Here is a 324-nt window from a genome sequence, read left to right on the forward strand (position 1 = left end):
CCCGTCACCATCCCACACCACCTTCGCGTTCACCTCGTCCCCAGGGCCGTCGCCTAGACCATGCATCCAGCCGCTTCGACCATCCGTCCGCGGGACCGCGACGCGATCCTGCAGGCCCTGTCGGCCGGCGTCGTGCCCCGCACCGGCCTCCGCCACGTCCAGGTCGGACGCGCCGCCGAGATCGCCGCCGTGGTTCGCGACATCGACCGCATCGCCGACCAGGGAGCGTCCATCAGGTTCGTGATCGGGGAGTACGGGGCCGGGAAGACCTTCTTCCTCAACCTGGTCCGCCTGATCGCCCTTGAACGCAAGCTCGTCACCGTG

The 324-nt window shown here is 69.4% G+C and carries 1 protein-coding gene; it reads left to right on the forward strand.

The genetic code is table 11. From position 1 onward, the window contains the following. Positions 1 to 60 precede the first annotated feature (60 nt). A partial coding sequence (locus CVH10_RS19025; RefSeq protein WP_181244510.1) for a BREX system ATP-binding domain-containing protein occupies positions 61 to 324 on the forward strand: 264 nt, incomplete at its 3' end.

The organism is Halomonas sp. ND22Bw, from assembly GCF_003011945.1.
In the GTDB taxonomy this organism is placed as follows: Bacteria; Pseudomonadota; Gammaproteobacteria; order Pseudomonadales; family Halomonadaceae; genus Halomonas; species Halomonas halophila.